Source organism: Paenibacillus sp. NPDC056722 (assembly GCF_042790635.1).
GTDB lineage: Bacteria > Bacillota > Bacilli > Paenibacillales > Paenibacillaceae > Paenibacillus_AQ > Paenibacillus_AQ agri.
This window is the reverse complement of sequence record NZ_JBHTYV010000006.1, coordinates 48,638-72,419: the sequence shown is the minus strand read 5'-3', so window position 1 is coordinate 72,419 and position 23,782 is coordinate 48,638. Positions and strand designations below refer to the sequence as shown.

Annotated in this window: 25 protein-coding genes; 7 read left to right on the top strand and 18 right to left on the bottom strand. The window is 47.0% G+C overall.

What is annotated here, in order from left to right; translation table 11 throughout:
* Positions 1-335 precede the first annotated feature (335 nt).
* The 6 genes from ACFRAM_RS16570 to ACFRAM_RS16545 all read left to right on the top strand — a co-directional run bounded on the left by ACFRAM_RS16570 (position 336) and on the right by ACFRAM_RS16545 (position 4,584).
* The gene (locus ACFRAM_RS16570) at positions 336-914 is read left to right on the top strand and encodes a CD3073 family putative ECF transporter S component (protein ID WP_379466771.1); all 579 of its coding nucleotides are present in this window, start codon (positions 336-338) and stop codon (positions 912-914) included.
* Positions 904-1,422 carry a CD3072 family TudS-related putative desulfidase gene (locus ACFRAM_RS16565; protein WP_379466770.1) on the top strand — a complete coding sequence of 173 codons (519 nt, stop codon included), beginning with the start codon at positions 904-906 and terminating at the stop codon, positions 1,420-1,422. Before ACFRAM_RS16570 ends, ACFRAM_RS16565 begins: the two co-directional genes overlap by 11 nt.
* Positions 1,415-2,251, top strand: coding sequence for an ATP-binding cassette domain-containing protein (locus ACFRAM_RS16560; protein ID WP_379466769.1), 837 nt, complete (start codon positions 1,415-1,417; stop codon positions 2,249-2,251). The genes ACFRAM_RS16565 and ACFRAM_RS16560 overlap by 8 nt, the downstream gene beginning before the upstream one ends.
* On the top strand, positions 2,242-3,114 hold the full coding sequence (locus tag ACFRAM_RS16555) for an ATP-binding cassette domain-containing protein (protein ID WP_379466768.1): 873 nt from the start codon (positions 2,242-2,244) through the stop codon (positions 3,112-3,114). Before ACFRAM_RS16560 ends, ACFRAM_RS16555 begins: the two co-directional genes overlap by 10 nt.
* An 18-nt stretch (positions 3,115-3,132) precedes the next feature.
* Entirely contained in the window at positions 3,133-3,924 is a 792-nt protein-coding gene (locus ACFRAM_RS16550) for an energy-coupling factor transporter transmembrane component T family protein (protein ID WP_379466767.1), read from the top strand.
* A gap of 174 nt (positions 3,925-4,098) precedes the next feature.
* On the top strand, positions 4,099-4,584 hold the full coding sequence (locus tag ACFRAM_RS16545) for a CcdC protein domain-containing protein (RefSeq protein WP_379466766.1): 486 nt from the start codon (positions 4,099-4,101) through the stop codon (positions 4,582-4,584).
* 130 nt (positions 4,585-4,714) lie between these two features.
* On the opposite strand, the gene ACFRAM_RS16540 is transcribed toward ACFRAM_RS16545, so the two are convergent.
* From ACFRAM_RS16540 to ACFRAM_RS16460, 17 genes are all read right to left on the bottom strand, one after another.
* Positions 4,715-6,187, bottom strand: coding sequence for a hypothetical protein (locus tag ACFRAM_RS16540; protein WP_379466765.1), 1,473 nt, complete (start codon positions 6,185-6,187; stop codon positions 4,715-4,717).
* Positions 6,188-6,208: 21 nt separating this feature from the next.
* Positions 6,209-6,718, bottom strand: a complete 510-nt coding sequence (locus tag ACFRAM_RS16535; RefSeq protein ID WP_379466764.1) for a sigma-70 family RNA polymerase sigma factor — start codon at positions 6,716-6,718, stop codon at positions 6,209-6,211.
* A 143-nt stretch (positions 6,719-6,861) separates the two neighbouring features.
* Positions 6,862-7,815 (bottom strand): ABC transporter substrate-binding protein, encoded by a 954-nt coding sequence (locus ACFRAM_RS16530; protein ID WP_379466763.1) that lies wholly within the window; start codon positions 7,813-7,815, stop codon positions 6,862-6,864.
* A 32-nt stretch (positions 7,816-7,847) separates the two neighbouring features.
* Positions 7,848-8,876, bottom strand: coding sequence for a FecCD family ABC transporter permease (locus ACFRAM_RS16525; protein WP_379466762.1), 1,029 nt, complete (start codon positions 8,874-8,876; stop codon positions 7,848-7,850).
* A 1-nt stretch (position 8,877) separates the two neighbouring features.
* The gene (locus tag ACFRAM_RS16520) at positions 8,878-9,882 is read right to left on the bottom strand and encodes a FecCD family ABC transporter permease (RefSeq protein WP_379466761.1); all 1,005 of its coding nucleotides are present in this window, start codon (positions 9,880-9,882) and stop codon (positions 8,878-8,880) included.
* 123 nt (positions 9,883-10,005) lie between these two features.
* Positions 10,006-11,649 carry an AraC family transcriptional regulator gene (locus tag ACFRAM_RS16515; protein ID WP_379466760.1) on the bottom strand — a complete coding sequence of 548 codons (1,644 nt, stop codon included), beginning with the start codon at positions 11,647-11,649 and terminating at the stop codon, positions 10,006-10,008.
* Positions 11,650-11,794: 145 nt separating this feature from the next.
* On the bottom strand, positions 11,795-12,547 hold the full coding sequence (locus tag ACFRAM_RS16510) for an ABC transporter permease (RefSeq protein ID WP_379466759.1): 753 nt from the start codon (positions 12,545-12,547) through the stop codon (positions 11,795-11,797).
* Positions 12,544-13,293: an ABC transporter ATP-binding protein gene (locus tag ACFRAM_RS16505; RefSeq protein ID WP_379466758.1), complete on the bottom strand. Its 750-nt coding sequence runs from the start codon at positions 13,291-13,293 to the stop codon at positions 12,544-12,546. Before ACFRAM_RS16505 ends, ACFRAM_RS16510 begins: the two co-directional genes overlap by 4 nt.
* A gap of 323 nt (positions 13,294-13,616) precedes the next feature.
* A complete protein-coding gene (locus tag ACFRAM_RS16500; protein WP_379466757.1) occupies positions 13,617-14,555 on the bottom strand; it encodes a hypothetical protein in 939 nt (312 codons plus the stop codon).
* Between the two features lie 177 nt (positions 14,556-14,732).
* The gene (locus ACFRAM_RS16495; RefSeq protein ID WP_379466756.1) at positions 14,733-15,914 is read right to left on the bottom strand and encodes an MGDG synthase family glycosyltransferase; all 1,182 of its coding nucleotides are present in this window, start codon (positions 15,912-15,914) and stop codon (positions 14,733-14,735) included.
* 61 nt (positions 15,915-15,975) lie between these two features.
* A complete protein-coding gene (locus tag ACFRAM_RS16490; protein WP_379466755.1) occupies positions 15,976-16,755 on the bottom strand; it encodes a COG4705 family protein in 780 nt (259 codons plus the stop codon).
* A 59-nt stretch (positions 16,756-16,814) separates the two neighbouring features.
* Entirely contained in the window at positions 16,815-17,564 is a 750-nt protein-coding gene (locus ACFRAM_RS16485; RefSeq protein WP_379466754.1) for an ABC transporter permease, read from the bottom strand.
* Positions 17,539-18,294, bottom strand: coding sequence for an ABC transporter ATP-binding protein (locus tag ACFRAM_RS16480; RefSeq protein ID WP_379466753.1), 756 nt, complete (start codon positions 18,292-18,294; stop codon positions 17,539-17,541). The genes ACFRAM_RS16485 and ACFRAM_RS16480 overlap by 26 nt, the downstream gene beginning before the upstream one ends.
* A 174-nt stretch (positions 18,295-18,468) precedes the next feature.
* Positions 18,469-19,164, bottom strand: coding sequence for a response regulator transcription factor (locus ACFRAM_RS16475; RefSeq protein WP_379466752.1), 696 nt, complete (start codon positions 19,162-19,164; stop codon positions 18,469-18,471).
* Complete coding sequence (locus ACFRAM_RS16470; protein ID WP_379466751.1) at positions 19,133-20,626, bottom strand: sensor histidine kinase; 1,494 nt, start codon at positions 20,624-20,626, stop codon at positions 19,133-19,135. Before ACFRAM_RS16470 ends, ACFRAM_RS16475 begins: the two co-directional genes overlap by 32 nt.
* A gap of 95 nt (positions 20,627-20,721) precedes the next feature.
* Positions 20,722-21,282 carry a DedA family protein gene (locus ACFRAM_RS16465; protein ID WP_379466985.1) on the bottom strand — a complete coding sequence of 187 codons (561 nt, stop codon included), beginning with the start codon at positions 21,280-21,282 and terminating at the stop codon, positions 20,722-20,724.
* Between the two features lie 194 nt (positions 21,283-21,476).
* On the bottom strand, positions 21,477-21,866 hold the full coding sequence (locus tag ACFRAM_RS16460; protein ID WP_175372688.1) for a winged helix-turn-helix transcriptional regulator: 390 nt from the start codon (positions 21,864-21,866) through the stop codon (positions 21,477-21,479).
* Between the two features lie 171 nt (positions 21,867-22,037).
* On the opposite strand from ACFRAM_RS16460, the gene ahlS reads away from it, so the two are divergent.
* Entirely contained in the window at positions 22,038-22,886 is an 849-nt protein-coding gene (gene ahlS, locus ACFRAM_RS16455) for an AhlS family quorum-quenching N-acyl homoserine lactonase (RefSeq protein ID WP_379466750.1), read from the top strand.
* On the opposite strand, the gene ACFRAM_RS16450 is transcribed toward ahlS, so the two are convergent.
* Positions 22,877-23,770, bottom strand: coding sequence for a TetR/AcrR family transcriptional regulator (locus ACFRAM_RS16450; protein ID WP_379466749.1), 894 nt, complete (start codon positions 23,768-23,770; stop codon positions 22,877-22,879). The genes ahlS and ACFRAM_RS16450 overlap by 10 nt on opposite strands.
* Positions 23,771-23,782 lie beyond the last annotated feature (12 nt).

Genomic DNA, 23,782 nt, shown 5'->3' with positions numbered 1-23,782 from the left:
ATTATTAGAGAAGTCTTTATTTTTTCACGATAATATCATGACACCCTAATATTAACAACTAGTATTATTATCGGATTATATGCGAATAAAACGATTTCTCTCTTAAAAATGAATAAAAATACCATTGACATCTAGGGAATTCGACTTAGAATATAATTTATTAATCCTATATACACACTTGGATTTATTGATTCGTCTGTAGCTGTTGTCTCTGCTTAGAGGTCTTTCCTTCAACAGCTCGCTATGTACAAAGGGGGAGTAGGGTTCATATTTACATTGCACATCTATTTGTAAAGTCATAAGACAAATTATGAATCCCTAGGAGGAACAAGTACATGAATCAAAAGACACTTGTAATCACACTGGGCGCGCTCGCGATTGCGATCAACGTCATCGCAGGCACCGTCGTCAGTAATCTGAAAATCCCTTTTCTTTTCCTCGACACTGTTGGTACCATCTTTATTGCTGCTGTATTCGGACCATTATGGGGTGCGCTGGTCGGTCTGCTGACCAACCTCGTACTCGGTGTAACCTCCGGCTACACCGCTATCCCGTTTGCACTAGTTAACGTAATTGTGGGACTTGTCGTTGGTTACGCGGCGCGTAAGAACGGCTTCCGTTTTTCTTCCGCATTAATTTCCGGTATCTTACTTGGCGTTCTCTGCCCTGCAGTCGGCTCCGTGATCGCCATTGGTTTGTTCGGCGGTTTGACCGGAGGCGTGCAGGATGTTGCTGTACTTTGGTTGAAACAAGCGGGTTCTAGTCTCTTCGCGGCTGCTTTCCTGCCACGGCTTGGCGAGAATCTGATCGATAAAATTCTGTCTGCACTTCTTGTCTACTATGTAGTTAAAAATCTGCCGCAATCCCTGATCAAACGTCCATCCCTGAAAAAGAAGGCTTCCCGTGCAGCGTAGTAAACGTATCGTTGTCGCCTCCCACTGCGTCATTAACCAAAATGCCGTTGTGGAAGGCGAAGCCCGGAGTCCAGGCGTCATGAAAGCGGCAGTCGACTGGACCTACGAGCAAGGATACGGGATGTTCCAATTGCCTTGTCCCGAATTCACATTTCTGGGGCCTGAACGGCCTCCAATGACCGTAGAAGAATATGATACACCGGAGTTTCGCGCACACAACCGCAAAATTCTGCTGCCTGTGGTCGAGCAGCTCAAGACTTATCAGGATCACGGATATACGATTGTAGGCGGCCTTGGTATTTCAGGCAGTCCTTCCTGCGATCCCGGAAAAGGCGTGTTCATGCGCGACTTTCTGGAGCTAGCCGACGAGGGCGGTGTGGATATTGATTTCTTCTGGCAAATCCCCAACACGGCTGACGGCACCTTCAATCCTGATGATGCCAAAAGCGTCTTCGGCCCAGTAAATCAAGACAAACCCGAAGGGAAGGCGGCGACCATCAATGATTGATATCCGGAACGCCACCTTCTATTACAATGAACCTGATGAAGAAGATGAGGATGCCGGCCACAAGCCGGCATTATCTCATGTATCCCTTAACATTCCCTTCGGTGAATTTGTTGCGTTTCTGGGGCGCAATGGCTCCGGCAAATCTTCCTTGTCCCGGCTGTTAAATGGCATAGAGTTACCAACCGAAGGAACAGTTCTGGTAGAGGGACATAATACGTCTGAGCGTTCCTCCCTTCCAGCGATCCGCCGGGCCGTCCAGATCGTGTTTCAGAATCCTGAGAACCAGCAGGTGGGCATCACTGTCGGAGAAGACATCGCCTTTGGTCTCTCTAATATCGGCTGGCCACAGGAGGAAATCGCAAGCCGTATCGCCTGGGCCATTCAATTGGTTGGGCTGGAAGCAGATGAAGAACGTCCTGTCAGCAACTTGTCTGGTGGCGAAAAGCAGAAACTGGCTCTAGCCTCGGTTCTCGCTCTGGCCCCACGCTGTCTCATTCTGGATGAAGCCACTTCTATGCTTGATCCTGTAGCCCGCCGGCAGTTCGTTGAGACTCTGCACGAAGTCAGGAAGCAGGTGCCCTTCACCCTTATTTACATTACACACCATCTGGAAGAGGTTACTGGTGCGGACCGTTGGGTGCTGTTCCGCAGCGGCGAGATCGTAGCGGAAGGTACCCCGACCGAACTGGAACAGGATACCGTGTTACTGGAGAATTGCGGTTTGGAGCTGCCTTATTACCACAGGCTTGCCGGGCTGCTTCGCCAGCAAGGCATCTCTGTTCCGGCAGATATGAACGAACAGAATTTGAGGGATTTATTATGCAGATAAAGCTGAATGACGTTACCTTTTCGTACAGCAAACGCCGTAGGAATAAACCTCTGGCCGGTCCGTTCGTACTGCAGCATCTAGGTCTGAGCGTGGAAAGCGGCGAGATGCTTGCCATCGCCGGGAAATCCGGATCAGGCAAGTCTACCTTTCTCCAGCTTCTAAAAGGATTCCTGGCTCCTTCAGAGGGTACGGTAGAACTGGACGCCACAGATCCGCATCTTAGCCGCCGACCTGAGGTGTTTGACCGGGTCGGATTTATTTTTCAATATCCAGAGCATCAGCTCTTCTCTACCACCGTGTTCGAGGACATCGCCTTTGGCCTCCAGAGCGCTAAGCTCACAGCGGAAGAGAAAGAAGTCAAAGTACGCGCAGCCATGGAGGCCGTGCAGCTGGATTACGAGCAATTCAAGGACCGCAGTCCGTTTGAGCTGAGCGGTGGTGAAAAACGTCGGGTCGCCATCGCCGGTGTAGTCGTGTTAGAGCCAGAAGTGTTGATCCTTGATGAGCCAACAGCTGGACTGGATCTTCAGTCCCGGACCGCCCTCTTCGATCTATTGCATTCCATGAACCGGCAACGGGGAATGACTGTGATGTGGGTCAGTCATCAGCTGGAGGAAATTCTGGAGCATGCTTCACGTCTCATCGCCCTGAAGGAAGGACAATTCCTGGCCGACGGGCACCCCACAGCCCTTTTGTCGGATCCGTTATTACTAGAAGCCTTTGGATGGGAAGAACCGCCCGCTTTAGCTGTAACGCGGTTGCTGCGGGAGCTGGGAGTCGTCCCCAGCAGGGAAATCCTCTCCCTGCAGGAAGCAGCAGATACCATCACCAAGTTGCTAAGCAGCCGGCAAATATCAGTCTAATGAAAATGAGGGAATAGTATGTCCGGAAAAAGCTTCTTACTTTATCAGAAACGCAATTCCTGGCTGGAGCGCTGGGACCCGCGGATGAAAATATTAGCTGTGCTGTTGTTCGGGGCTGCGCTTCTGCTGACCCATAGCCCGGTGCTGAAGACGGCTCAGCTTCTGATTCTTATTGCACTGTGGGGAGTTGCTAAGTTATCCTGGCGGGTATTGGTCTTTACCCTCTTGTCGTTGTCACTCTTCTTCGCTTCGACAATGATTTATCAAGCTTTACTGGTGACGAGCGCAGGGGATGTAATGATCACCTGGGGACCGCTTCATTTCTCTAGGCCAGGGGCCATCAAAGGAATCATGATGTGTGAGCAGATTGCCGGAATCGTGCTGCTGCTCTCTCTGCTGGTGCGGACGACTTCCCCCATTCTGCTCGCAGAGGGGCTGGAGATCTTGCTGAAGCCTTTAAAAAAATGGCGGCTCCCCGTACATGAAGCCGTGATGATGTTCTCCATCGCTCTGCGTTTCCTGCCCATCCTTATGGAGGAATTCGACAAAATTCGCAAGGCACAGCTGGCTCGTGGAGGCGGTTTCCACCGAAAGGGGATCACCTCCCGCTTCAGCGGTGTACTGCCAATGCTGATGCCATTGTTCGTGATGTCCATTCTCCGTGCCAAAGACCTGGCAGTAGCGATGGAATCCCGCTGTTACCAGGGTGACGAAGGCCGTACACCGATCCGTATCTATCGATTCCGGCTCAGTGATTATGCAGTCTTCACCTTTTCACTGGCTAACCTGTTGTTCATTTTTGTGTGGTAGAAGTTATTAATCTTAAAACAGCGTCAGATCGGGATGTAATTTCACATCCTCGTCTGACGCTGTTTTTTTGCGGGAAGATGACAAAAGTCACCTTAACGAATTACTTTGTACACTTATAAAAATTTTAAATATCCGCGATACTTAGGTTACACAAAAAACAGACGAGGTGCTACCATGAATCCATTATCTTTAACAATCTCATTCCTAATTATCGTACTTATTTTGAGGGGCGTTATCCAGGGCAGTAAGAAGCCATTGCATGAATCTGGTCGGAGACTTTTGATCCCGGTTCTCTATATCTCTTCATCTTTGTTTGAATTGTTCGACCCTACGTTAGTGCTTACTTCTGGCAGAATTATTAGCTCAATTGCTATAGGTGCGATTCTGTCGATCCCATTAATTCTGGTGACACAATTTGAACGGAAATCGGATGGCAAGATGTATTATAAAAGAAACGTGTCTCTTTATGTTTTAATTATTGTTATCTTCTCGTTCCGCTTACTTGACTTCTTGTTCATTTCCGGCATTGATCCGAAGACACTTGGTTTCCTGAACAATGTATTCACCCTAACCTATATTGCCATTTGGCGAATGGCTAGCTTCATTAAATTTCATAATACCAAGTCTAGAACTAGCAAATCTTGGGGTAAAATCGCTTGATTGCAGTTCTTCCATAGGTAGCTACGCTCCGCTATGATCAGTATAAGCGTAAATTAAAAAGCTGCTCGGAACTGCTGGTTCCGTAGCAGCTTTTTAGCATTTTAGAGGCCGTTCAAAGGCAGGCCCTCTCTTACTTTTTCGAGTACAACTCTACAGCCTGTGTATCCATAATCGGATTCTTATATCTCTCAATGGTTATTGTCAGCGGTTGCGGATAATCCTTAGCGTTCTCTCCGAACCGATAACGAAGCTGATCTTCTGCCGTACCATCCCTAGACACACTAGAGCCAGCCCAACTCCCTCCTGGAGTGGTTTTATTCACACTGACTTTTTTATGCACTTGACCTTCCGCGTCAGTGAACGTTTCCGACAAGGCGTTATCTGTGCTTAGGTAATGCGCATTATCAAACTTATGCCGCAACAGGATCTCTCCGGGCTCTGCATAATCTTCTGGCTTAGGCTCGACAAGTTCAAGATTACTTCCCGGGGCTTCAATAATCTGATTCTTATTAAGATCAACGACAATCTTCATCTGATCCTTCTCCACAGCAGAAATCCCAAAAGCCTTCAACGAGATGGAGTCCGGATCATTATACTCACTGCTTTTGAACACCAGCGTAGCCTTGGAACTATCCTTATAAATTTCAGAGTTGTAAGATGTAATCAGCGAGGGGTAATACGTTTTTTCGGTTTTCCCACCTTTTTCAACCATCAGTACAGGATTTATCAATTGAAAAATTTGCTTCTCATTATTCTTATCATATTCGATATCAACATAGGTCCCGAGTGGCGTATAGAGTACCTTCTGCACATTAATTTTTTGTCCATCCACTATCAAAGTGCGGTTAGCAGTGACTGTATGCGATTGCTCTTTGAGCATATCCGAGTCAAGCTCGAACGGGATATCAAGCTCGGTCCGATATTTCTTGCTGCTGGATAGAAGGGCCTTCTCTGAAGTCTCGGTAAGAATAATACTGAGTTTCACATCTTTTGGATAGGACACTGATGGTAATAGATTAGCTGAATATATAAAACTTTTAGTTTGGCCCGGCTTAATTTCGCTCGTACCTTTAGTTATGTCCAGTGAAGTTCCTATGGAAGGCGCTTTAACAGTACCATAATCCAGAGTAAAACCGGCATGAACTACCGGATGAACTGAATCATTCTGTACATTGTACAAGACGTACACTTTCCGACCATCCGTAACAGCTCCCATCACCTCTGCCCGAAAACCTTTTTTTTCTACGCTATGGTATACAGGGGCTATAAGATTCCGATCCAGCAAGCCTTCAAAGGATTGATCTCTTACGCTGGATGATCTGAACAATTCAGAATCGCTCCAGGGCTTGTTCACTTCACTCCGTACCGTAGCCTGAACAACCTCTTTCACCGGGGCTTTCACGATTGAAAGGATTAGTATAACCGCTACGGCCGCAGCCGCCATCCCGATACCCAATGAATACTTGCGTCTTCGCTCTCGTTTTCTCCCTGTCATGATTCCACCTCGCATGGCATTGTATAGATGCTTTTCCTCGAACGCTTCGGCATGCTGGTTCACCTCATGAGCATTCCGGAGCAGAATGTCTTTCTCTTTATCGATCATTATCATTCACCTCCTGCATCTCTAAAGATATCTCCGAAGCTGCTTGAGGCCTTCGCGTACCCAGGTCTTGATGGTACCTTCGGGTTTTTTAAGCACCTTGGCAATTTCTACAGTAGTCATGTCCTGGTAGTATTTCAGGATCACAGCATGCCGGTATTTGGGCTTCATCCGATTCATCGCCCGTTCCAGATCAATTCGTTCGTTGCTCTGCATTTCCTGCGCTGCCTTCTCTATCAGCTGCTCAGCTGGGAATACGCGTTTCTTACGCCGGAGCTCGTCCATACAGCAATTGATGGTAATCCGAATCACCCAAGGTGTAAAAGCCTGCTCGTCCTTCAGCTTCTTACGCTTCATCCAGGCCCGGCAAGAGGCCTCCTGTACGACTTCGAGCGCATCCGCTTCATTTCCAAGGTAGCTGTAGGCAATTGCATATAGTTTACGATGTTCAACATACAAACGTTTAAAAAAAGCTTCTTCTTCTGACAGTGCAAAATCTGTTCGTCTGATCTCATCTATTGTATTTTCCACCATCACTCCCCCTCGTTCTAAAAGTAAGACGCAGTTCTGTCGAGAAACGATTTATTTTTTCTCAATTATACCTTTTCTTCTCAATGAAAAAGAGACTGCCCCTTCAATGAATTGAAAGGACAGTCTCTTCTTTTCTTTTTCAAAAATTACTTTTGAAACAGCTGCTCAGCATCATCTAGTGCCATACTTTGGCCGATGGAGGAATAATCCAGCCACTTTTGCCCATCCAGCATATAGATATGATTGTTTTTGACTGCTTTTAAATTTTTCCAGACCGGGTTCTTCTCCAGCTCTTCAAAATTGCTCTTCGCCTCATTGCCTTTACTAATGATCACAAAGATCGCATCAGCATCAAAGTCTGGCAGTACTTCCTTGGAAATCACCTGGTATGGATCACTGGCTGGAATTTTCTCTACTCCATCAGCCATATTCAGCTTCAAATCCTCGAACATGATCGGTCCCAGCGGGCGTTTTGTTCCCATTACACGAAGTTCTTTCGCCGTCATTCGGATGGCCATAACCTTCGCATTCTCACCCAACTGTTCCTTAATCAAGCCACTGACCCGCTCGGCCTTGGCATCGTAATCCTGAATGAAATCCTGGGCTTCCTTTTCGCGTCCGACATGCTCAGCAATCCGTGTGAGATGATCGCGCCAGGTTCCGCTATCCATATCAATGGTCAGGGTTGGAGCGATTTTCTCGAACTTGGGCAAATCCTCGCCGGAATAGACCTTATCAATATAGATTACATCCGGCTTTAACCCTAGAACCGCTTCCATATCCGGATCTGTTACCACCCCGAGCTTGGTCACATCTTCCAATCGGTCAGCCACATGAGGCAGGAAATCTTTCAGATCACCGCCGATTACAGAACCAGCAGGAGTAATGCCCAGCGCCAGCAGATTGTTGGTGATATGAATGGACATAGAGGCGATTTTGGCGTCCGCACTATGGGTCGGTGAAGCCGATTCCGATTGCGTTGAATCCGAAGTAGTTGCAGAATTTGCTGTTGTGGAGCTTGTCGATTCGTTAGACTTCCCGCAGGCAGCCAATATTGCGAGCAGCATCATTGAGATTATAGCTAAGGTGATTTTTTTCATGATGATTCATTTCCTCCAGAATGTTCAATCTTTTATTTTGTCTTAAACAATAAATATAGAAAATAAGGACCGCCAATTGCAGCAACTACCACACCTGCCGGAATGGCATTGGGGCGAAAGATCGATCGGCCGATTGTATCCGCTGTGACCAGAATAACCAGACCGATAAGCGCAGCTACCGGTAGAAAATAACGGTGCTGCGGGCCGGCCAGACGTTTGGCGATATGGGGTGCGACCAAACCGATAAATCCGATCCCGCCTGCAACCGACACACTGGCGCAAGAGAGTGCAACAGCCATGCCCAGTAAAGATAGACGTTCCCGGGTAACATGACTGCCCACGCTGTAGGCGGTCTCATCGCCCAGCACAAAGAGATCCAGCGCTTTAGAGCGGCTATAGATTAACGGAACTAGTACCAAAATCCATGGCAAAAGCGCACCTACATGTATCCAATCCCTTCCCCAGACACTTCCTGCTAACCAGCGTGCTGTGAAGGCATAGGTCTTCTCGTCCAACTTCAAGGATAGTAAAAGGGTAACCGCACTAATCCCGGCAGCAACGGCAATCCCAACCAAGATTAAACGAATCGGCATTAACCCCCTGTGGTGGTCATACGCGAATATGAAGATAATTAGTGCGCTCAGCGTCCCCCCAACAAAGGTAAACAGCGGAATCAGAAGGGCAACAGGACCTTCCATTGTCCGAAAAAAGGAGACGAAGATGATAAGCCCCAGCGCCGCCCCGGTATTAATTCCGAGAATGCCTGGATCGGCAAGCGTATTCCGTGTCGTTCCCTGAAATACCGCACCCGCTACTCCCAGTCCGATTCCGGCCAGCATCGTTATGATAATCCGCGGCATGCGGTAGTCAAATAAAATCATCTGTTCATCGCTGGTGCCATACCCTAGCAGCGTCTTCCACACTGTCAGCGGGGTTAAAGAAACTGTTCCGGTATTGAGACTAATCATAATTACGGTTACAGCAAGCAGTATCAGGATGCTGCTCACTATGAGCGCGCGTCTGTTCCTTTGTGCCTCCATTGACGCCATATTGGGTTTCATGTTAGAGATCTCTCCTTTCTTTACGGGCCAGGTAAAGGAAGAACGGGACCCCAACCATCGCTACCATTGCACCAATTGCAAACTCTTGCGGCGGATTGACCATTCGTGAGGCAAAATCAGCCCAGACAAGTAATATCCCTCCGAGTAGGGCGGAGAATGGAATCAATAGCCGATAATCCACTCCGAGTGCACGCCGGGCGATATGCGGCACAACCAAGCCTACGAAGCTTATAGAACCTGCTACAGCTACGGACGAACCGGCAAGAATTACTGCTGCAATTAGCCCCAGGATACGAATTTTGTTCGTATGTATTCCGAGATTAGCGGCGGTTTCGTCTCCAAGCGACATAAAGGTAATTGGCCGCCCCATACTAATCGCCCATAGGATCGTGATCAGGACTATCGGTGTCAGAATCCGCAAATGCTCCCAATTCACTCCCGCCACGCCACCCGCATACCAAAAGGCTAAATCCTGGCTTAATTCGAAATAAATCGCAACGCCTGTGCTGAGTGAATGAAGGATCGTTGCAACGACAGCCCCGGCAATGGTTAATCTTATGGAAGTCAGTCCACCCCGGGTGGAGGAACCGAGCAGCACGATAAATGAAGTCGTTAAAGCTGCGCCCATGAATGAAAAGATAATGAGTCCCCAATAGGAGAGTCCCGGCATAAAAGCAAAACATAGACATACCGCAAAGGCGGAGCCTGCGTTGACACCGAGGATGCCACTGTCTGCCAGCGGATTGCGCGTTACACCCTGCATTATTGCGCCCGCCACAGCAAAAGCCATTCCCGTTACGGCTGCTCCAAGGACCCGGGGAAGCCGCAGTTCATGCACAATTTGGTGGTTGGTTATCGAAGGATCATATTGAAAGACAGCCAACCATACGGTGCCCAGTGTCATTCCTTTGGCGCCAAAGGAAATCGCCAGGAAAATCGTCAGCAATAATCCCGCTATCGCGGTGATAAACCATAGATACGTACAGATTCTTCGATTTAATCTCATAGAACTGCGCTTTGAAAGCCTCCCCCTCACTTAATGATCATGAGAATCATTATCATTTTCTAATTATATCTGACTTCCCGGATAGGTACATGCCAATATCCAAGATCGGAACATGGACTTTTTTTAGATTTCTGCAAGGCTTGCAGATTGGGTAAGTAATGAAGCGGCTTCCTCCAACTGCTGGTTAATGACAAAAGGAGCATAGATCATCCACTTCTCCCAGTCGATAAAATAGACCCGTCTATTTCTGACCGCGGCATGCCGTCTCCAGACAGGATTGTTTTTCTGCAAATCAAGGATCCGGCGCTTGTCCCCTTCTGTCTCCACCGCAAAAAATAGAAAATCAGATTCATACTCCCCCAGCTCATCTGGGGTTATCGCCGTCCAGTTATGTACTGTGCCGATCGGATGTCTATCCATCTCTTTCTGCATTTTCTCAGGAGGAGCTAGCTGCAACGAGCGGTAGAAGACATGTCCGATATTCCTTGCCCCGTACATACGCAATTCAGACTCACGACATACGCATATGGCTACAGTGCCCTGACCGACAGTAGAGCGAAGCGATTTGCGGATTTTTTCAGCCTTCTGTTCATGATTATGCAGCCACCGTACAGCCTCATCCTTCCTGTTGACCAACTCCGCAATGGTCATTAGATGAGCGTACATATCCTGGCTTACCCACGGAATGGCGATAATCGGGGCGACATCATTGATGTGCTCACGGGCTTTGGAGAGTACATTATCCTTGCACAAAATCAGATCCGGCTGTTCAGACAGAAAGACTTCCCGGCTAATCCCCCATGGATCTCTGGCATGCTCAGGAAGTGTGAGACCTTTCGTAATCAAGGGAATGTGACGATGCAATTGAGCTGCACTAGGAATTAAGCCGAGCGTAAATAAATGATCTGTATAAGGCGATGAGAGCGAAATGATTTTTTTGTCCTTGTTCTTCGTGAAAACCCTTGGAGAATAGCCGCTGGACTCTTTGAATCGTCTACTGAAATAGAATTCATCCTTATACCCGACATCCGTAGCGATATCCCTAATCGCCTTGTCAGATTGAAGCAGCATTTCTTTGGCTTTATTCATCCGCAGATGCGTAAGGAAAACTACCGGGGATTTATCCATCGCCTGCTTGAATACCTGGGAATAATAAGACGGATGCAGCTCCGCCATCTCTGCCAGCTTATCAATCCGAATATCCTCACGGTAATGATTCTGCAAATAATCGAGCGTCAGCTTCAGCCGGATATCCATATCATTGGGAGCTTGAGGCTCAGCATAACGTAATATTCCATCCAGCATATCGTGCAGATACTGTTGACTTATGAACGGATTTCGGTCGTTTACAGTCTTACCTTCGGCCACCATGAGATAAAAGAGTCTCTTGAACTGGCTGCCACCAACTGCGATCTGGCCTTGGAGGGGGAATTCAAGCTCTCGCATATATTCTCTGCGGCTCAAGTTCTTTTCCATCAATCGATAGATATCAAAAGCAATCCAGTAGAACTGCAGCTCATCCCCTGCGTTGCTGGCCGTAAGCTGTAATCGGGTTCCCGGCCGATGCATGTGCAGAGTGTTCCGTTCCAACTGGTGCTGCTGCCCATTAACGTACAATTGTCCTTTACCGCGTGCGATATATAAAAGCATATGATGAGCCAAAGGTTCGCTCTTCGCCCAGACCGGTACTGAAGAATCTTGGCGCGCCTCCACGATTTCATAGAGTACACCTTTAAGAAAATGATTTGCCTTGACCGGTGTTAGCATGGACAGCCTCCTCCCATCTCTCTAGAAAAAAACACTACCCAATTGGGCAGTGTTTGTGTAATAGATATTTCACAAAGATAATGATAATCAGTATCAATTATAATCAATGTTAACAGGCCTGTCTAGCTTCATCAGAAACCTAGATTCATTGCGGGTGCTTCAATTGCAAACCAGCCGTAAAAAAGAGCCGATAAATCAGCACACTAAGCAGCATGCTCGTAATCGCAGCAGAAGCAGTAAAGGAAAATACAATTAGAATCTGATAACGGACAGCTATGATAGGATCGGCTCCGGCAATAATCATTCCGGTCATCATTCCGGGCAGCTGTACAAGGCCTACCGTCTTCATTCCATCAATCGTTGGAATCATACTGAATTTCACGGAGCTTGCCCGAACTTTCTGCATCGCCTGCTGAGCGGTTGCGCCAAGAGATAGCAGTGTCTCGATCTCTCCCTTATTCGACTGAACCTCCTGCTTGATATGATTAATGAACAGTCCGGAGACAATCATAGCACTCCCAATCGTCATTCCGCTGATCGGAATAATATATTGCGGGGTAGCCTTGATAATATGTAGACCCAGAAGAATTCCCATCATCAGCAGCTCCGAAGCCGAAATTGCCAGAGCAATCCTCCAAAATAGTCCAGGCAAGCCCTTTCCCCGCTTGGCAGCATTCCAAGAGGCAACAGCAATCATAAAGAGAATAATCAGAATTATGTATATGATATGCTCGGCATTAAAAATAAACTGTAGCACATAACCAACGACCAGAAGCTGAACCGCGGACCGTACAGTTCCAACAGCAATGTCCTTTTCCAGGCCTAGCTTCTGCCAGATCGAGACCATCATCGTGCCCATCACAAAGAGCAGTGTGAAGCTGAGTGCGGTTAATGTCATGACTGTAAGGTTCCTTCCGTATGCCCAAATCTCCTAGCTAAGTCCGCCACAGGTTCATTAAAGAAAGAGTCACTGCTGTATTCCTGTAACCCGCCCTTGTCCATCATCCATGTCCGGTTACTGATTCTACGAGCTTGCTCCAGATCATGAGTGACCCAGATGAAGGTTGTGCCTTTCTCCTCGTGCCATTTCAGCAGCAACGATTCTACCTTATGCGTGCTGTTGATATCCAGCGAAGCTGTGATTTCATCCAGCAAAAGAATCTCAGGCCGAAGCAGCAACGAACGAATCAGGGAAATCCGCTGCTTCTCTCCGCCTGAACAATCTTCCGCCACTTTAGTAAGATCCAGATAATCAAGTCCAAGCTGCTCTAGCAGCTCGGCGGCAAGGGAAAAATCGTACGGCTGGCCATGCAGCTTGCTTACCGTGCGTAAATTATCCTCTATACTCCCCGGAAGCATGACCGCTTGCTGAGCCACATAGGTAACAGTCATTCGCCATTGCCGGGCAGGAATATGTTGAAAAGACTTACCGTTGACCAGCAGTTCCCCTTCATCCGGCGTGTCCAGCAGCGCCATGATTCGCAGCAGCGTACTTTTCCCTTGACCAGAAGCCCCAATCAATGCAATCCTGGTCGGCTCGGCGATCTCCGCAGAGATCTGTGAGAATAAATACTTGTTCAGAGCGTTGGCATCTGTCGACCAATTCAATTTAGCCAAGTTATGAATTTGAAAAATTGCACTCACGTCGATTCCTCCAAAGGTAGGACTAATAAATCCTTGTTTTTACTTCTCGTTCATTGTATAGCTCCTCTCTATGATACGGATTCATTTGCATTTTAATCAAGCTAAAGTTGTCCTCTGCGGAATTAACGAACCCACAGGTAGATTGCAAATACCGCTGCACGTCTAAACCGTTAATATGCAAAGGGTGAAAGCTTCAGCCGCCTTAACGCCTTCCACAATTATCGTGCGCTCCTCATCCTTATCGTGACTTCAAAAAAGAACGGATAGGAACTCAAGGTTCTTATCCGTTCTAAATTCCGTACAATTGCTATTTCTAGCTCCGTTTAGTCGTGATGTCTACCCTCATGATGATCCTGTACTTGCTGCACCTTTTTCCCATTCAAATCAATGGTATCAGGAGTTGTAGTGTTCAAAGCCGACAATTGAACATCCAGACTTGCAGTTAATGTATGGGACACCCCTTGCGCATCCTTACCGGTAAATGTAATGTCGAATTGCTGGCGCTGAATTTCATTGGCCGGATTGACCACTGCGTTCAGATGGATGCTTTGAATTTGCACACCCTCGGTCAACGCGATATCCTTGGCTTTAAACAGACTGTGCTTAAATAGATTCTCCGGATCGTTCAGCTGCACTTTCGCCCCGCTGTCCTGCAGGTCCTCACGCTGTGATTGATCCGACAAATGCTTGAAAGCAACCGGTGCGAGCGCTTGAACAACCGCCGGAATTTGCGCACTATCCAGCTGCAGGGAAATATTCTTGGACCCGTCGTTTGCAGTGGTAGAGGTGATTTCATTCTTCAAGTTACCGATCAGTGCATCAATGACCGTCTCTTCCTGACTGTTGAACCAAGCTCCATCCTTGTGCTCTTTGCCTTGTTTCTGCTCATCCTTCTCTGCTTTGTCTTGCTTCACATAGTAGGTATCGGAGGCATCACTTTTCCAGACTTGCCCATCAGGCTGACTATAAAGATTGAGGTTCTGAGAACCTGCTTTTCCGCTAATCTTAACGGTTCCACTCACCGCTTCATTCTTCAGGTTAGCCTTCAATGTACTTTGTGCCCCACTAAGAAGGGAACCGTTATCCTTAAGAACTGCATCTGCCTGAACAGTCACGCTTTGCAGATTCTGCACCGTATTCTTCAGCGCAGCCTTGTAATCTTCATACCCCGAGGTTCCTGCAAACGCCGTAAAGCCAGTGGCCAACATCAGCGCACCACTAATTCCAACTGCACTTCCGGTTAAAAGCCATTTCTTCTTCATGTTTCTTCCTTCCCTTCATTGCTAGTTTTTATCTTGCACAATGCTAAGCCTAAGTGATAATCCTAAACTCATCGTGAAGAGACTATTAAATAAATCTTAAATCATGATTGTGCAATCCATTCTATAAAGAAGAGAACCAAGGCCAGTCGGGTAAAGATCTGCTGCTTACCCTTTCTTTTAGAGACCCTGGATGGTGGTCGCCTGCCCTTCGGTGATTCTGGGTTTGGTGTGCCGAGCCACCGGTTGCCGAGCCTCTATCACTTGCAGCACTTCCGAGACAATAAGCTCCGAAGAGGATTTTCGCGAAAAACTCTTCATTAATTGTTGCTTCACTTCTCTATAGCTTCTTTGTTCCAACTGCCGAAGCTTACGGATGAACTGATCTTCATTGTTAACAACATCAATGATTCCTTGGCTTGCCAACGACTCTGCATTGCCTGCTTCCTGTCCCGGAAGCGGGCGATAGACTAGCACCGGGAGGGATTGAGCAATCGCTTCCGTCAAAGTGATCCCGCCCGCCTTAGTCAGCAGACAAGATGCGATAGACATCCACTCGTGCATTTTATCCGTATAGCCCAGCACATGGACACGATTGTTCTGCTCAAATAAATCCTCAGTCGAAGTTCGAAGCTTGTGATTATTCCCACACACGACGATGACATCAAAATCGGATTTATCGACCACACTCTGGATCAAACCTCTAATATTAGACAACACACCGTATGCACCTGCCGCTAGAAGAAGATAACGCCTGTTAATGCTTAGTCCATATTTATCGAAGAGGTCCTCACGATCCTGAAGCTGTTCAAAATCTGAACGAATGGGAATACCGCTAACCATGAGTGCTTCTTCCGATATTCCCGCTTCCAGGAAGGCTGGCTTCACACTTTCGGCGGCGAGAAAATACTTGGTGGTATGGGGATGCAGCCATCTTCCATGCAATACATAATCCGTCAGGATTGTGAATGACGGGACGGGACGCCCCGTCTCCTTGATAAGCTGAGCGGCAGCTAAATACGGAAAGGTATGAATAATGATATCCGGTCGTATCTTATCAAGGATCTCCTGCACCTGCCGCTTGCCCATGGAATGAACCCAGCTCCCCAAGGGGTGTCCCGGATTCATCTTGCTCGTCAGTGAATACACCAATCCGTAGATTTCTTGTGAAAGGACAGAGCCACTCAAATAGAATCTGCGGAAGAACTCATTCACACGAGGGTATACTTCAGCAAGCATGTCTATGGTGTGGACACGGCCAAAGCCTCTGTTATTAAAAGCGAGCTCGATGGCCTCAGCGACTTTCACATGACCGTCTCCGAATTTGGAGGTTACAATAAGTACTACTGGATTCTGTTTCATAGAAAAACTCCTCGTTTCACTTGCCTTCTAGTTCAGCATTGATTTCAGAGAATGAAAGAGACTACAGAGAAACCTGATCTTTCTTGGTTTTGGTCAAATACAGAACCAGTCCCAGAATAATAACGATAAAAATAATGCTGGTACCAGTCGTCCCCAGCTCAAGTCCGCCTTCACTACGGGGCTGTGATAAGTAATCTCCCAGTGACGCCCCCATAGGGCGGGTCAAAATATACGCTAGCCAAAACGCCACAACAGTATTCAGCTTCAGGCGGAAGTGTGCCAAGGTAATCAATCCAATAATAGCGGCAAAGATCACTGCAGAGACCAGGTACCCCAGGTTCATACTTTCGGCGACAAGATCACCGGCTGCTGTTCCCAATGCAAAGGTGAAGAGAATCGCCAGCCAGTAGAACGCTTCCCGCTTTCTTGTGGTAATGGAATGGATCGACAACGTCTTCTCGCTTGCATACCAAGCCACAAAGGTAACCAGCAGGGCCAGAGAGAAATAAAGAGTGGTTGATTCCAGCGGAACTCCGAGATTGTCAACGAGATTGTCAGTAATTAGCGTCCCTACAACGCTAATCAGTACGACTGCCAGCCAATACAACGAAGGAATATATCTATTGGCCGACATTTGAAAAAACAGCGCGACAATCAGCAGACCCGTTATTGCGAGAGTGGTGATTGTTAATCCCCAATTCAAATTGAAATTGAGATAATCTGCTGCCGTTTCTCCCACAGTCGTAGCCATGATTTTAATCATCCAGAAAAAGATCGTGACCTGCGGAACCTTGTTCCATAATTGGAGTTCTCTCTCTACTAAAGTGCTTGTGCTATTCATCGACCCATTCCCCTTCCATATAACAGCATGAATGATTTGCTTACCACCAAAATTCCAGGCTAGACCTCCTTCCTCTCGAAGAAGATGTAGCCTAGGGCCAAAAACATAACCAGGCTGGATAACACAAATACCGAACCCGTTGCCAGCTTGGCAACGGAGATGGAATGTCCTAGCCATAAGGAATACCAGCCTGTATATGAAGTTATGGAGAAGGAGGAGAAGCCTTGCAGAAAGTAAGGAGCGGCTTTGGTCCCTGCGTATATTAGAATTGAGAACACAAGAAAGCCGCCAGCACTCCGGAAAAATTGGGCCATGCATACAAACAAGGCTGCAAGGGACCACATGGACAGGAACGCTGCTACGTAAGCTTTTAGTAATCCGAAAGCGTCGATACTTCCAGTGCCTGAGGTTCCAAACATTAGATTACACAAGGTGCTCACGGTTCCAAGAAGAAGCAGCAATGCTCCGATCGCTACCCCCAGCGCAAGAAACTTAGCCATATAAGCACCTAATCTCGTAATGGGCCGCAGCAGGGCCAGTTTCAAGGTCCTAGAGGAGACTTCCTGTGGAAATAAATCAGCAATCTCCAGAAACAGAAACAGCGGAATCAAGAAGATTGTATAGATCTCCAGCATCTGGACTGGATAGGTTGGACTGACTGTAAACAGTCCCAGAACAGGCTGCAGCGAATGAAATAGTGCAATCAGCAGCAACGGAATGAATACGGATATTGCGAAGAAGAAGATTGTCTTTTTACGATAGATCATGAGCTGGAGTTCGTTTTTAAATCCTGCTGTCAAGCCGTCCATGGTTCATCAGCTCCTTTCCTTTTTGAAGTTCCGCGATATAATACTGCTCCAGAGAATGATTATCCGTCAGCAGCTCCTGAACGTTGCCTTCACGGATCAGAACGCCTTGATTCAAGATCCCTACTCTGTTGCAGAGCTGCTCCAATTCATGAATCATATGACTGGAAATCAGGAAGGTAATCCCCTGTTCAGCAGATAGTTGTTGTACTAGCGCGCGGAAGTGAACCACCCCTTCAATATCCAGTCCATTCGTCGGCTCATCCCAGATGACAAGTTCGGGGGAGTGCAGAATCGACGAGGCCATGGCAAGCTTCTGTTTCATGCCGGTGGAAAAGTGTCTTATTTTTTCTTTGCCAAAAGCGGCTAAACCCACAGCCTCAAGTACTTCATCAATCCGCTGCACTCGGATATTCGGATAAAAGCTGGCATTCAGCTTCAAATATTGAACCGCGGTGACATAATCATAAAAATCAGCGGATTCAATCATACAACCCACCTTCCGCATCCCTGATGCGAAGGAATGCTCCAAATCTTGTCCGAACAATGAAATGCTTCCGAAGCTTGGAGAAATCAGTCCGGTCAGCATTTTTAGAAGGGTCGTTTTGCCGGCACCATTAGGTCCGAGCAATCCGTATATATCACCTTTTTGCAGCGACAGATTCACACCGCTAATGCCTCTGCCGTTACGGAATTCCTTGCTTACTTCTGTTAACTTCGCTATATCCTCCATGTCTACTCCCCCTTAGCTATAATGTCTAGTTCCCGGAAGCTTTCCCGCAACATTAGACTACTGGGTAAATCTAAAATGGCTGTGAACAGACTCTTAAATAATTATTAACTCCCCTGATAACAAAAAAAGCCAAAGCATCATCCGCAGATTAGCTTTGGCTTTGCCATATTCATTTTAAGGACGGAATCGATAGCCCGCTCCCCATAACGTCTCAATATACACTGGATTGGCGGAGTCCTCTTCGATTTTCTCCCGCAGTTTACGGATATGCACGGTCACCGTCTGGGTATCGCCAAGCGAGTCAATGCCCCATAACCGCTCGAAGAGCTGGTCTTTACTGAATACATGATTGGGGTGCTGGGCAAGAAAATAGAGCAGATCAAATTCCTTGGTCGTCAGCGTGACCTCCTCATCTCTGACAAAAGCACGGCGGGAGTCGGGGTTCAATCGTAGCCCCCTGATTTCAAGCTCTGTCGTGGAAGATCCACTCCCGCTCCCCTTCAGACGGTCATAACGTGACAAATGGGCTTTTACTCTGGCGACCAGTTCAGCAGGCTTGAAGGGCTTGGTCATATAGTCATCCGCGCCAAGTCCAAGCCCACGCACAATATCTATATCCTCCCGTCGTGCAGTGACCATTAGGATAGGAATATCCAGTACATCACGGATTTTTTTGCACACCTCAAAGCCATTCAGCTTGGGCAGCATCACATCCAGCACGATTAATTCAAATTTGCCGCTAAGACTTAGCTCCAGCCCCTGTTCTCCATCAACAGCAATCTCCGTTCGATATCCGTTCATCTCCAAATAATCCCGCTGAAGCTCAGCAATGGAAGGCTCATCTTCTACGATCAGTATCGTTCTCTGCATGGACCAGCGCCTCCTCTTCTATCGGTAATACAATTCGAATCACCATTCCCTCACCTTCCTGGCTGTCCGCATAAATGCCCCCCCCATGCTCTACTATGATCTGCTTAGCGATGGCAAGACCAAGACCACTCCCGCCTGTTTTCGTATTTCTGGACTGCTCCGCACGGTAAAACCGTTCGAATATATGCTCAGCGGCTTCCGAAGGAACACCAGGACCATTGTCTCCAATAGCCAGTGTAAGGGCGTGATTTTCTATCCGGGTGCTAACGGCGATCTTCTTATTCGGCTTATCCATATATTTCAGACTGTTCTGAATGATGTTGCCGAGCACTCTCTTAAACGAGTCACGGTCTACAGCAACCTTGGCTGCTTCCCCGCCGTCCATATCAATTTGCAAATCTACCTTCTGTTTTTCCAGTTCCACCTTCAGCTCTTCCGCCCAGTCATTTAGAAAAGGAAGAATCGGTACGGATTCAAAGGAAAACGGCAGCTTCTGCATATCCAGCTTGGAGTACAAAAATAATTCATCAATCAGATGATCCATTTCACCGGCTTTGGCGGCGATGGTGCGCATGTACTTTTCAGTTTTTTCGGGTGAGTCTGCAACACCTTCCAAGATTCCGTCCACGTAGCCTTTTATAGCAGTAATCGGTGTTTTTAAATCATGGGAAATATTCGTAATCAATTCTTTGCGGTTGTTCTCATATTGCTGCTGGACTTGAATAGACGCCTGAAGCCGTGACCTCATCTCTTCAAAGGCCATGCCTAACTGTCCGAGCTCATCCTTGCCGCGGATTTCCACCTTGAAATCAAGATCACCGTCAGTCACCATTCGCGCAGCTTTACGCAGTTCAAGCAAGGGACGGATAATTCGTCTCGACATATAGGTTGTCAGCAAGGTATGTGTCAGCAAGAGGACTACGACGGTGGAGAGGAATAAAATCGGAAAAAACGTTCGCACGAATTGAACCAACGGGTCGATTTTACTCACCAAAAAAATACTTACCGGTTCTGCATCCTTGGATAATAGATCAAACTGAGCAATCTGATACGAGTCATTGTTATATTTCTCCCGATAGGGCTCATTATGAGTTCCAGCTTGTTTGAAATCCGGCAGGCTGTCGATCAGCCCTTTCTTAAGGAGGAAATCGTCTGATGCATACAAAGCCTTATGGTCAGCACGAATATAAATATAAGTGTTCTTCTTGAGCATATCTGCGGATAAATCATTCAAAAAAACAGGGTCTGTTAGTAATTCTTTATTCTGCATGAAGGTGTGTTTGATCAGATCGCGGGTATCTCTCTCTTCCATACCATCAAATTTACTCCCATAGGCACTTTCAAGGCTTTGCACATCCCCATGATAGACGATAGTTAGCAGTATAGCTGTTATCAGAATCAGAAGCAGCGGTACCACCAGCATTGCCGCGTACGACAGCAGAAATTTCATTCGAATGGACATCTCGGCCAATCACCCTACCTCTATTTGTTTCAGGATGCACTTATCATACGTCATTTCACATGAGATCTAAAAGTACAACCTCCGTTGCTCTAAAGTCAGACTGTTCGATCCTTTCTTCTGCGCAGCAACCACCACACGAGAAGCAGCAATACCACACCGCAAATGCCATAGCTAACCGGGCGTAAATAGTGTTCCACAATACTCCAGTTTCCTCCCAAACGATATCCCAAATACAGCAGGGCCAAATTCCAGGGAATACTGCCAAGCAAGGTAAACACTGCAAACTTCCAGGTCTTCATGCCTGCAATCCCTGCCGGTAAAGAGATAAAGGTTCGGACAAAGGGTAGCATACGGGTGAAAAATACAGTACTCTCTCCAAAACGCTCAAACCAGCGTTCTGCTTGCTCCAGATGATGCTCATTCAGCAAAATATATTTGCCATACTTCTGGAGCAGGCGCCGTCCCCCGGCCCGGCCTACATAATATGCAAGGATCGAACCCAAGAGATTCCCGATGATTCCGGCTACAGCTACGTCCACAAATGAAAGTGAGCCTTGAGCAACCAGCCAACCACCGCTGAGCATAATTACCTCGCTTGGAATCGGAATGCAGGCGCTCTCCAGAATCATGCCTATCCATATCCCCCATACTCCCATTGTGTTTACCAGATGCAGGGCTGTTTCAGATATCCAGGATAATAATTGGTGCACGAATATTCACTCCGTTTCAATTCAAGAATTCGTCTAAACCAATGTAATGCCCAAGTATAAACTGGTTATGAAACAATTCTTAAGGAATTCTTAATTCATACATAACTCTCGCATCGCCAAAAAAAGAGGCTATTACTTGCTTAGCCTCGTTCTGGTAATGTCCGATCATAGTTGGCCCTTGCCTCTTCGACTTCTGAATAATTCGTTCTGCCCCACTGCCTTAGTTCCTTCATCGGTTCAAGTAAGGTTTCGCCTAATGCAGTTAGCGAATAGTCCACGATTGGTGGTACCACCGGTGTGATATGGCGTTTTACGATTCCATCGCGCTCCAGCTTTCGCAGCGTTTCTGTCAGCATTTTTTTGGAAATGCCATCGACTTTTCTGGAAATTTCCCCATACCTGATCTGGCCGTTCTCTAATGCATAAATGACGAGCCCCGTCCATTTGTTGGAAATAATATCAAGGACCCTGCTATAGCCACAGCCTGCCAGCGTAAAGTCGGGTTGTTTTTTTCTATTGGAAGATGTCATACCTTCTCCTCCTTATGAACTTGTAAGTAACCTGGGCACTTTAAAGTGCCTCCTTATGTAATTTTAGATTTTAGATTAAGGTATGTCTATAGCTGCCGCCACACTACCGTAACGGTTACGAGTGGAGTGTGCAATGGAATGAAAATAACTCTTTATCAGGAGGAAATGAGTATGTCAAATATAATTAAACCACGGCCCAAACTGTATGTAATGGATAACGGAGTAATGAGTATGGACAAGAACTGGATCATCGCCATGCATAATCCGGCTACGATTAATAACCCTAATGCGGCAACGCAATTCGTTGAATTTCCGATCTATACCGTGTTGATTGACCACCCTGAGGGAAAGATTTTATTCGATACTGCATGTAATCCCAATTCAATGGGCCCTGAAGGACGTTGGGCTGAATCTACCCAATTGTCCTCTCCATGGGTCGCCAGTGAGGAATGTTATCTGCATAACCGGCTGGAACAGCTGAACGTACGACCCGAAGACATTCGGTACGTCATTGCTTCCCATTTGCATTTGGATCATGCGGGATGCCTGGAGATGTTCACAAACGCGACTATTATCGTACATGAAGATGAGTTGAACGGTGCGCTGCAGAGCTATGCCCGTAATATCAAGGACGGTGCTTATGTCTGGGGCGACATTGATGCCTGGATCAAGAATCATCTGCAATGGAAAACCATCAAACGCCAAGAGGATAATCTGGAGCTTGCTGAGGGCATTAAGATCCTCAATTTTGGCAGCGGACATGCTTGGGGCATGATTGGCTTGCACATTGAACTGCCGGAGACAGGAGGAATTATTCTGGCTTCGGATGCGATCTATTCAGCGGAAAGCTACGGACCACCCGTCCGGCCGCCAGGCATTATTTATGATCTGCTTGGGTACCGGGAGACAGTAGAAAGGATCCGCACCCTGGCTACACGTACGAATTCGCAAGTGTGGTTTGGCCATGATGGGGATCAATTCAAGCAACTTCGTAAATCTACTGAGGGCTATTACGAATAAAATGGTCCCTGAATCATATTCTTCAGCTGCACCGCCCGGCTCTTAATTTCATTCTCTTTCTCTAAATAGGTTAAGATGGCCACTCCTAAAGCTACGGAAGGTTCGGCTTTGCTCATTTCCTCGCTAAATAAATGCAGCAATTCCTGCAGTTCCTTTCGAGTCGTATTGCCTGCAGGGATCTTCTCTATAAGAAGCCCAATCTGTGCAATCAGGTCTTGGATGGCCTCTTGCCTATTTTCTTCTTTCCCCTGGAATCCCCAATGAGGATGGGATTGAAGCATAGAAGCCGGCATTAATGGTGCTGCTTTGGTATTCAGCATGGAATCCGCAAGCACGTCTACTTTTTGCACAATAAACTGGGCTGTCTCTTCGATAGATGCAACTTCAAATCCATCAATCAGCCAGTATAAATATTCTTTAAGAATCGCTTTATAAATAAAAACCAGATCCGTTAGGAAAGGTGTTATTGGCTCACCGTAAACAGGCAGCAGACAATCTCGATGCAGCATCATCAGCCGGCCCCGAACCCGTTCCCGAAGCGGAGCAAATGTAGGGTCTTGCTGGATGGGCAACTCAGTGAAATCTACAAGGATACGTTTGTATTCGATAAAGTATCTAAATCGCAAGACGATTTGCTGAAGAAGCTTTTCTTTAGGCGAGAGTTCTCGAATGGATTGTAAATTCTCCACCATATCAAAGTAATCATTCTGGCATGCATCGAACACTTCACTGAATAGGTCCTCTTTGGAAGAGAAATACTTGTATACAGAACCTTTGGCGATTTGGCAATCGTCGGCAATATCTTGTATGGACGTAGTCAGAAATCCTCGTTCCTTAAATAACCTGTAAGCCGAACGCAAGACCTCCTGCTTAGTTACCGCCATATATAACACCCC